Below are 8,598 nucleotides of genomic sequence, written 5' to 3'. Positions count from 1 at the left end.
TGTTGAACGTTTGCAGTTGCCAGACCGCAAACTGTTTTAACAAATCAAAAGGGGTTTTTATAACTGGCTCAAAGCTGAAAGCTTTACGGAACCTCCAGCCTAGCTGGAGGTTTTCTGTGCACAATCAACCGGAATGAAGGAATTCATCCCGGTTATATACCTATTTTACTTGCGAGAAGTGATCCCGTACGCGCTGCAAATCCTCCGGTGTATCTACACCGACAGAAGGAATGGCCTTCGCCACCGCAACGTGAATTTTCTCGCCATACCAGAGAACGCGCAATTGTTCGAGCAGTTCAATCTGCTCCAATGCGCTTGGCTCCCAGGTCACATAACGGCGGACGAAACCCGCGCGATAAGCATAAATGCCAATATGCCGCAGGAAGTGATCGCCGATGTTGTCACGGGAATGGGTAAACCTTTCACGCTCCCAGGGAATCGTCGCCCGGGAAAAGTACAAAGCATACCCTTGCGCATCCATAACCACTTTCACAGCATTTGGATTGAACGCCTCTTCAGCGCTCTCGATAGGGACAGCCAGTGTTGCCATTCCCGCCTGCGACGCAGCAAGGTTTTCAGCAACCTGACGAATAATTACTGACGGGATGAGCGGCTCGTCACCCTGGACGTTGACGATAATCTCGTCATCAGAGAAACCATAGCGTTCGATGACTTCGGCAAGGCGTTCCGTGCCTGACTGATGATCAGGCCGGGTCATGCACACTTCCCCGCCTGCGGCTTCAACGGCTTTCATGACATCAGGGTGGTCGGTCGCGACAATAACCCGATCCGCACCAGACTCCAACGCCCGCTCCATGACATGCACCACCATTGGCTTACCATTGATGTCGGCAAGCGGCTTACCCGGCAAGCGGCTGGAAGCATAACGAGCTGGAATGATTGCAATAAAACTCATGGATGTTTCTCATCAACCGAAAGGGAACGCGCTTCGTTTTCCAGCAAAACCGGAATCCCGTCGCGCACTGGATAAGCCAGTGCATCCACTTTACACACCAATTCCTGATTTTCTTTATTGAAATAGAGTTTCCCGGTACAAACCGGACACGCAACAATTTCAAGCAAACGATGATCCATGCTTCCTCCACGTTGGAGATATCTGAATAAAACCAAAGGTTGAAAGGATATCATAACCCTTCCCAGACCGTTAATCGCTGTGGGTGATCATAAATACGCAGAGGGTCGCCCGGCAAAAATACTTCCCGCCGTGACCAGATTTTTTACACGATTTCCCATCCGCCCTGCCAGCTTGCGCGCAATGCTTCCGGCACCGCGCCAATCACCACGCGGGTCGCACCATGCCATCGCGCACATTGGCTGATCGCCTTGGTCAGATCGTTGATCCGCCGCGATCCCACTTTGGTCCCCGGTTCAAGATAGAGTGCTTTGACTTCGAAAACCTGTTCTCTTCGGTGTATCTTGGCGTCCGTCCGCCCAATCAACTCACCCCGATGAAGAATCGGCAAGACGAAGTAACCATACTGTCGCTTGGCCTGCGGCGTATAACATTCAATCCGGTAATCGAAATTAAACAAGGCTAAAGCACGCTTTCTGTCCCAAACGATCGGATCAAATGGCGAAAGCAAAGAGGTTACCGTTGAGGTAATTGATTGGGATGCTGATTGTGCCAGCAGAGGGAATAGAGTGTGGTGTACATAAAAGGGTTCACTGAATCCTTCAACGCTGACCTGCGCGATCTCTTCGTCTTCTTCAAGACGGTTGATGACGCCTCTCAGCGGAATACGTTTCAGTCGATAGTAATCGGCCAGCCACTCCGCTTTGAAAATACCCAGATATTGACTGCTGCGGCGCAACATCTCGTACTGCGCCTCAGCAGCAGAAAGTGTGTCGCGATCGTCATTCCAATCCGGCAGTATGCGTGAGGTTAAATCGTAAACGCGATGAAAATTCTTGCGCTCACTGACCATTAACTCTCCGGCAGTAAACAAGGTTTCCAGATGACGTTTTTCTGGTTTCCAATCCCACCAGCCCGTGCTGTTTTTGTTCTCACGGGAAAAATCGGCTGAACGTACCGGACCATTTTGTGCGATATGCCCCAACAAATCCTCAATATCCTGATGATGTTTTTCTCGCCATTCTGGGGAGTATTTCCATCCGAGATGTTCCGGATAAAGCATGCGGTGGCGGAGCAGTGCAAAATCTTCGATTGGGATGAAGCAGGCTTCGTGCGCCCAGTACTCAAAGAGCTGTTTTGCAGCCAGTGCGTTTTCCAACCATTCAGCAGGATAGTCGCCAAGGCGAGTGAATAACACCAGATAAGGACTTCGCGCAACCACACTGATCGTGTCTATTTGCAGCAAACCCATGGTACGGATAACGTCAAGCAGATCGGCTGGCGTCGCTTTGCGCGTAGGAGGATTTTTAAGACCCTGAGCAGCAAGATGAAGCACGCGCGCAGTGGAGAGGGAGAAAACCTGTGCTGGCATTACGATATCCAAGATAACTATTCAATGGATATCGATAACATATTTTCGCCAGCGCGTAAAACCTGTAAAGGTTAGCGCTGGCGAAATGTGTCATCAGAAGGCAATGACGTCCGCGGCGGCTGGGCCGTGGTAAACACTTTTATACGTAGTAAATTCGACGCATTGACCTTCATTCAGTGACTTACTGCCGGTATTGGCAATTGCCGTGCGACTGACATAAACATCATTGCTGCCATCCAGTGGTGAAATAAAGCCGTAACCTTTCATTTGGTTATACCATTTCACGCGACCCATTTTTAACATCATATTATTATTTCCTTTTTTGTGGGCATCCATGACAACGCTTTTTATTATTGTTCGGATGCTGTTGCCCAACGTAAAGTTTTCGAATTAAACCGCTTTTGAGCACTTTTATACTATTAATTAATTGCCATATGGCATAGATGGCCGATCTTTCAGATACGTTACTTATGGGAGGCACTTAGTCAGAAGGTTCATCATGGAAGCGGAATCAGGTGATAACGTCTTTGGAGGAACTGCTTTACTCTAAACACAAACATAAATACGCCTGTATCACAGGCCGACAAGCATTTACTCATAAAAATGCCATAAGCGCAACTCTTTAATAATGTAATTGAATAAGTAACGTCAGATAAATTTTATCTTACTGAAACCATTCTTTTTAAATTCACAACTCATCGTTGGAAAACGGGATTTATTTAATCAATCCCATAATCTTTGCCAATAATTGCTCGCCAGACACCCGATCAAAAACGGCATCGACCGGGAGATACCACCAATTGGATTGCGCAAAATTACGGCATTTGACCGCATCTTTTTCAGTCATCAGCAAAACCTGATCACCCTGCGTCAAAACCGAGAGTTGTTCAAGACTGTAGGCCTGATGGTCAGCGAAAGTGACATTGCGCTCTGTCTTCATTCCCAATGCTGACAGCGTGGCAAAAAAACGCGGAGGATGGCCAATTCCTGCCATCGCTACGACTGATGCCAACTCTTCAACAAGTTTACGTTGCCCCGTCGCAAGATTAACTGCAAGAGATGGCGCCAGCGTCATTCCGAGCTCTTTGGTTCGCGCCTCCCCTCCATTGACGATGACGGCATCAACTGTTTTCAACCGTGAGGCCCTCTCGCGCATAGGTCCAGCCGGTAGCCACCAACCATTGCCGAAGCGCCGCTGGCCGTCGATCACCACAATCTCAAAGTCACGGCCCAATGCATAATGTTGCAAACCATCGTCAGTGATAATGATGTCTACATCATTTTGCTTCAATAATGCCTGAACAGCTTCCACCCGCTTGGGAGCCACAGCAACGCTCGCACCGGTCCGCTGGAATATCAACATGGGTTCATCCCCGGCTTCTGACGTTTGCGTGGTCGAAGTCAGAACCAAAGGATAGTGATCGGCCTTGCCGCCGTAACCTCTGGAGACAACACCAACTTTCAATCCTCGCTGCTGCAGATGCTCAACCAGCCAGATAACGACGGGCGTTTTACCATTACCTCCAGCGGTCAGATTGCCAACCACGACAACTGGCCGGGGCGCATGCCAACTTCGTCTTAATCCTGCCCGATAACTGCAGCGAATCGCAAAAGTCACGAATCCGTACAGCCATGACAATGGCAATAAGAACAGATATAGCGGCGAGCGCCCTGACCAGATGCGTTCAATCATTGGCCAAATTGCATCCGATGAAGTTGTGCATAAACACCTTTATGTTCAAGCAGCTCATGGTGTCCACCGCGCTCAACCACCCGCCCATCTTCAACGACCAGAATTTCATCCGCTTTCTCGATCGTAGACAATCGGTGAGCGATAACCAGAGATGTACGGTTCTTCTGCAACTCATCGAGGGCTGCCTGAATAGCCCGCTCAGATTCGGTATCCAACGCGGAAGTGGCCTCATCCAGGATCAAAACCGGGCTGTCTCGCAATAACGCCCTGGCAATCGCGATACGTTGGCGTTGCCCACCGGAAAGCAGGACACCATTCTCACCGATAATGGTATCAAGACCATTATCCATTTTATCAATGAAGTCCATCGCGTAGGCCATCCGGGCAGCCTTTTCAATTTCCTCACGACTATAATGATCGCTGCGCGCATAGGCGATATTGTTGGCAATTGTATCGTTGAAGAGATGGACATTTTGCGAAACCAGAGCGACCTGATTACGCAACGAAGAGAGCGTATATTCACGCAGATCGTGACCATCCATGAGGATTTCGCCCTGTTGGATGTCATAGAACCGCGTCAGCAGATTGGCAATTGTCGATTTGCCGGAACCTGAACGTCCAACCAGAGCCACGGTTTTACCTGCTGGAATATGCAGATTGATATCGCGCAGCGCTGGCGTCTCTTTAGTCGGATAGTAGAACGTGACGTTGCGAAATTCGATTTCACCCTTGGCGCGCTCTACTTCAAGCTTACCGTCATCTTTCTCCTGCTCCATATCCAGAATAGAGAACAGCGTTTGGCACGCCGCCATACCCCGCTGGAATTGCGCATTCACGTTGGTCAGTGACTTCAACGGACGCATCAATGCAATCATTGAAGAGAACACAACAGTAATGGTACCTGCGGTGAGCGTTTCCATCACCGATGGGAAACTCGCGGCATAAAGAACAAACGCCAGGGCCAGAGAGGCAATCAGTTGGATGATCGGGTCAGAGATCGACGAGGCAGAGACCATCTTCATCCCTTGCTGACGCATCAGGTTGCTTACCTTGTTGAAACGTTCGGTTTCAACTTTCTGTCCCCCGAAGATAAGCACTTCTTTATGCCCTTTCAGCATCTGTTCTGCACTGGTAGTGACATGACCCATCGTGCTTTGCATGTTCTTGCTGATCCCACGAAAACGCTTGGAGACCAATCTGATAGCAAAGGAGACGATGGGGGCAATAACAATCAGGATCAGGGAAAGCTGCCAACTGTAATAAAACATCATGGCAAACAGACCGATAATAGAGGCGCCTTCACGAACCACGGTGATCAACGCCCCCGAAGAAGATGAGGCAACCTGCTCCGAGTCATAAGTGATACGTGACAAAAGCGTACCAGTCGATTGCTGGTCGAAGAATGCCACAGGCATATTCATCATGTGACCAAACAGGCGACGACGCATTTGCATCACGACTTTACCGGAAACCCAGGCAATACAGTAACTCGATACAAACCCTGTAATCCCACGTACCAGCATTAACCCAATGACAGCCAGCGGCATCCACATCAGGATAGAGCTGTTCGATTTGCCAAACCCATCGTCGAGCAAAGGTTTTAGCAATGACAGCATGAAGGTATCACTGGCGGCATTAAGAATTAGCGCAATGGCCGCAGCAATCAGACCAGCTTTAAACGGGACGATCATCGGCCAAAGGCGACGGAATGTCTGCCAGGTGGAGAGATCTTTATCATTCATCATGCAATTAACCAGCATTGGAAGAAATAGCGGCCTATTCTACGCATTATCACCCCTTACGCCAAACCGCTGATGGTACCAACGTGGCATTAATTGTTCCCGAAATCCTTTTATTTGCCAGTAGTTGCCGAAAAAAAACACACTTAGTTGACCAGAGCGTGAAGTATCGCGCCAATTTGCGTTATTTTCCGCATATCGGCTGACTATTTTTTTCGACGGCAAACGCCATGCATTATAGCGTGAAGCCGAAGCAAGGGAGAGTTCAGGCCGGACAGCGCGTAAAAAAGGTGGGCTGGACGATGTCGAGCTACCGTGATGGGGAACCTGCAGAATATCGGCAGCCAATTCCCCACGAAGTTGACGTACCAGCGCCAGTTCGGCTTTTTGCTCGATATCCCCTGTTAAGAGCACCGAGAACTGCCCATCAGTGACACGAATGACGCAAGACTCATTATTGCCTGCATTATTAGCTGCGTTTTCAGGCCATAGCACGGTAAAATCCAGTCCTTGCCAATGCCATTGATTCCCCTGCTGGCAAGGTAAATGCCCGCTTTCCGCCCAAGGAGTCCGCACACTTGCCAATGGAAATGCACTTTGCATTTCAGGCAACCCTCCCCCGTGATCGGCATGATCGTGGCTGATAATTATCTGTTCAACCGTAATCCCGCGCCACCTTAGGTAGGGGATCACTGTGCGTTCAGCGCTACTCCCTTGCGGCCAACGATTACCGGTATCGTAAATAATGGCCTTGTCATTCTTCACGATCAGCACAGCCAAACCATGTCCAATATCCAACATATCCAGACGCCATTGTTCTTTGTCACTTTTAAACATCCAAAGCGTGATCACTACTGACATAGAACATACAGAAATAGGGTTGGAGTGCCACCAGCGAAAACGCCATATGACCACACCCATCCAGCCAATGAGGCTCATCGCCAGCCAGCGCTCACCAAAGTTTGTCCATCCTTGTTGCAACAAAGGCATCGGCCAGAAAATAAAAACCAGCAGGCGATCGGCGATGAACCACATGCAACCACTGAGCAAAGGGAACGAAATGAGCAGCAGGGCTATCAACACCAATGGTACCACGATGAATGAGACCAGCGGCACTGCCCAGAGATTGGCGGGCAATGAGTTCAAACTCACCCCTTGGAAGAGTCCAATCTGCATCGGCATAAGCAGCAACATCATGCCCAGTTGTAAGTGACCCCAGCGCAACCATGCCCACTTCCAACCCTGATTAAATCGCTGAGGTAAAGGACACCACTGAAACCAGAAAATTAATGACCCCACCGCAAAACACGATAACCAAAAACTGTCTGACAGCACATTCAAGGGGTCGGCCAGCAGAATCAACGTAATGCAGCCCAGCCAGACTTGCCATGCATGAAAGAGAATGCCGTTTAGCCTTAATACGATCCAGAAACTCAGTGCCAGCATTGCTCTGATTGCAGGAGGATTGCTCCCCGCCAACCAGACATAGAGCAATGCCACCATCCAACTCACAGCAAGCGGGATGCGATAGCTTATCCAGTCTTGTGGCATAAAAAACTGAATTCCACGCACCAGTAGCCAACCAAATAGCGCCGCAATCGTGATATGCAGACCAGAAATCGCCATCAAATGGGCGATGCCTGTTTGTTGTAACATTATCCGCGTTTGTTGTGGGATCAGTGCGCTTTCACCAAAGCCCAATGCCAGCAACACTCCGGCAAAATCATTATCGGCTAATTGTCGCTGAGCCTCACTGACAAGTTGTTGTCTCCAGCCACAATCACTCGTCAATGGTTGCGCGGATAACAGTGATCCATTCAGTGGACGACGATTCGCAATGGCCCAGCGCTGCCCGTCAAATCCGCCCTGGTTCAGTTGACTATGCACCGGCCGCAAACTCAGTGTCAGAAACCAACGTTGCCCGGCGCAATAAGGCAAAGCATCATCCCACTTGATGCTGATCGACAACGGTGGAAAGACCCATCGCTGATTGATTTTATGTGCGCGGAAAACAATCCGCTGTTGATTATTTCCTTCCAGATAGAGGCTCTCTACTTCCCCCAAGACCTGCACTTTAGTACCGGAATATTGTTCAATCTGACCAAGCATTACCGTGCCATTAATGGTGGCCCAAATAAAACCCACCAGAAAGATGGCGATAAACATCAACTGTTTACTCAACCGCCAGTAAAATTTACTCATGAACATAAGCAGTAGTGAAGCCAACAGCACGACTATCTGCACGCGATAGTCGGGTAAAGTAGGCAAGATGAGCAGCGGCAACATTCCAAGGACAAGCGCTAATGCCACGTCAGACACGGTGAGCTTAATGATGAATAATCCTTTCTGGGGAGTGTGTTTTTCACGTCCGCACGTTGGGTTCTTGGGTGTGTGAAGTATGTGGCTGAGGAAATGTTGTCGCCAACAGGAATAGCGCGTATTGCAGCACGCCTCGACAGATAGTTTCCCAGGCAACAGCGATGCTATTTATTTTGTGAGGCAGACTGAGAAATCAGGGAATGCAACAGAGGGCAAATGAGGTGATATGGCGTAGAGCAAAAGGTAATTTGTGACCATAAATAAATATCCTCCGGCATAGCCGGAGGTTTTTCATATGCGCCTATAAGGCTCTCTTGCCAGCCGCGCCCTAACAGGCGCATCGCGATCTGACATTTGCATCTATGGATTACTTACGGCCCGT

The 8,598-nt window shown here is 49.3% G+C and carries 7 protein-coding genes; all 7 read right to left on the bottom strand.

Translation table 11 applies throughout. The features are described from left to right. Positions 1 to 160: 160 nt before the first annotated feature. Positions 161 to 916: a 3-deoxy-manno-octulosonate cytidylyltransferase gene (gene kdsB, locus DRI82_RS23260; RefSeq protein ID WP_114196262.1), complete on the bottom strand. Its 756-nt coding sequence runs from the start codon at positions 914 to 916 to the stop codon at positions 161 to 163. Continuing rightward, complete coding sequence (locus DRI82_RS23255; protein WP_114196261.1) at positions 913 to 1,095, bottom strand: Trm112 family protein; 183 nt, start codon at positions 1,093 to 1,095, stop codon at positions 913 to 915. The genes kdsB and DRI82_RS23255 overlap by 4 nt, the downstream gene beginning before the upstream one ends. 143 nt (positions 1,096 to 1,238) lie before the next feature. After that, positions 1,239 to 2,465: a winged helix-turn-helix domain-containing protein gene (locus DRI82_RS23250; RefSeq protein ID WP_114196260.1), complete on the bottom strand. Its 1,227-nt coding sequence runs from the start codon at positions 2,463 to 2,465 to the stop codon at positions 1,239 to 1,241. 93 nt (positions 2,466 to 2,558) lie between these two features. Then, on the bottom strand, positions 2,559 to 2,771 hold the full coding sequence (locus tag DRI82_RS23245; protein WP_114196264.1) for a cold-shock protein: 213 nt from the start codon (positions 2,769 to 2,771) through the stop codon (positions 2,559 to 2,561). Between the two features lie 409 nt (positions 2,772 to 3,180). Continuing rightward, positions 3,181 to 4,158 carry a tetraacyldisaccharide 4'-kinase gene (lpxK, locus tag DRI82_RS23240; RefSeq protein WP_114196259.1) on the bottom strand — a complete coding sequence of 326 codons (978 nt, stop codon included), beginning with the start codon at positions 4,156 to 4,158 and terminating at the stop codon, positions 3,181 to 3,183. Beyond that, a complete protein-coding gene (gene msbA, locus DRI82_RS23235) occupies positions 4,155 to 5,903 on the bottom strand; it encodes a lipid A ABC transporter ATP-binding protein/permease MsbA (protein WP_114196263.1) in 1,749 nt (582 codons plus the stop codon). The genes lpxK and msbA overlap by 4 nt, the downstream gene beginning before the upstream one ends. A 36-nt stretch (positions 5,904 to 5,939) precedes the next feature. Then, the gene (locus tag DRI82_RS23230) at positions 5,940 to 8,216 is read right to left on the bottom strand and encodes a ComEC family protein (protein ID WP_114196258.1); all 2,277 of its coding nucleotides are present in this window, start codon (positions 8,214 to 8,216) and stop codon (positions 5,940 to 5,942) included. Positions 8,217 to 8,598 lie beyond the last annotated feature (382 nt).

It is taken from the genome of Edaphovirga cremea, assembly GCF_003332275.1.
Taxonomy (GTDB): Bacteria; Pseudomonadota; Gammaproteobacteria; order Enterobacterales; family Enterobacteriaceae; genus Edaphovirga; species Edaphovirga cremea.
Note: the sequence above shows the minus strand (reverse complement) of the source record. Positions and strands in the feature narration are given on the sequence as shown.

Coding starts and splice junctions, on each gene's coding strand:
- kdsB (WP_114196262.1), bottom strand. CDS start 916: ATGAGTTTTATTGCAATCATTCCAGCTCGTTATGCTTCCAGCCGCTTG.
- DRI82_RS23255 (WP_114196261.1), bottom strand. CDS start 1,095: ATGGATCATCGTTTGCTTGAAATTGTTGCGTGTCCGGTTTGTACCGGG.
- DRI82_RS23250 (WP_114196260.1), bottom strand. CDS start 2,465: ATGCCAGCACAGGTTTTCTCCCTCTCCACTGCGCGCGTGCTTCATCTT.
- DRI82_RS23245 (WP_114196264.1), bottom strand. CDS start 2,771: ATGATGTTAAAAATGGGTCGCGTGAAATGGTATAACCAAATGAAAGGT.
- lpxK (WP_114196259.1), bottom strand. CDS start 4,158: ATGATTGAACGCATCTGGTCAGGGCGCTCGCCGCTATATCTGTTCTTA.
- msbA (WP_114196263.1), bottom strand. CDS start 5,903: ATGATGAATGATAAAGATCTCTCCACCTGGCAGACATTCCGTCGCCTT.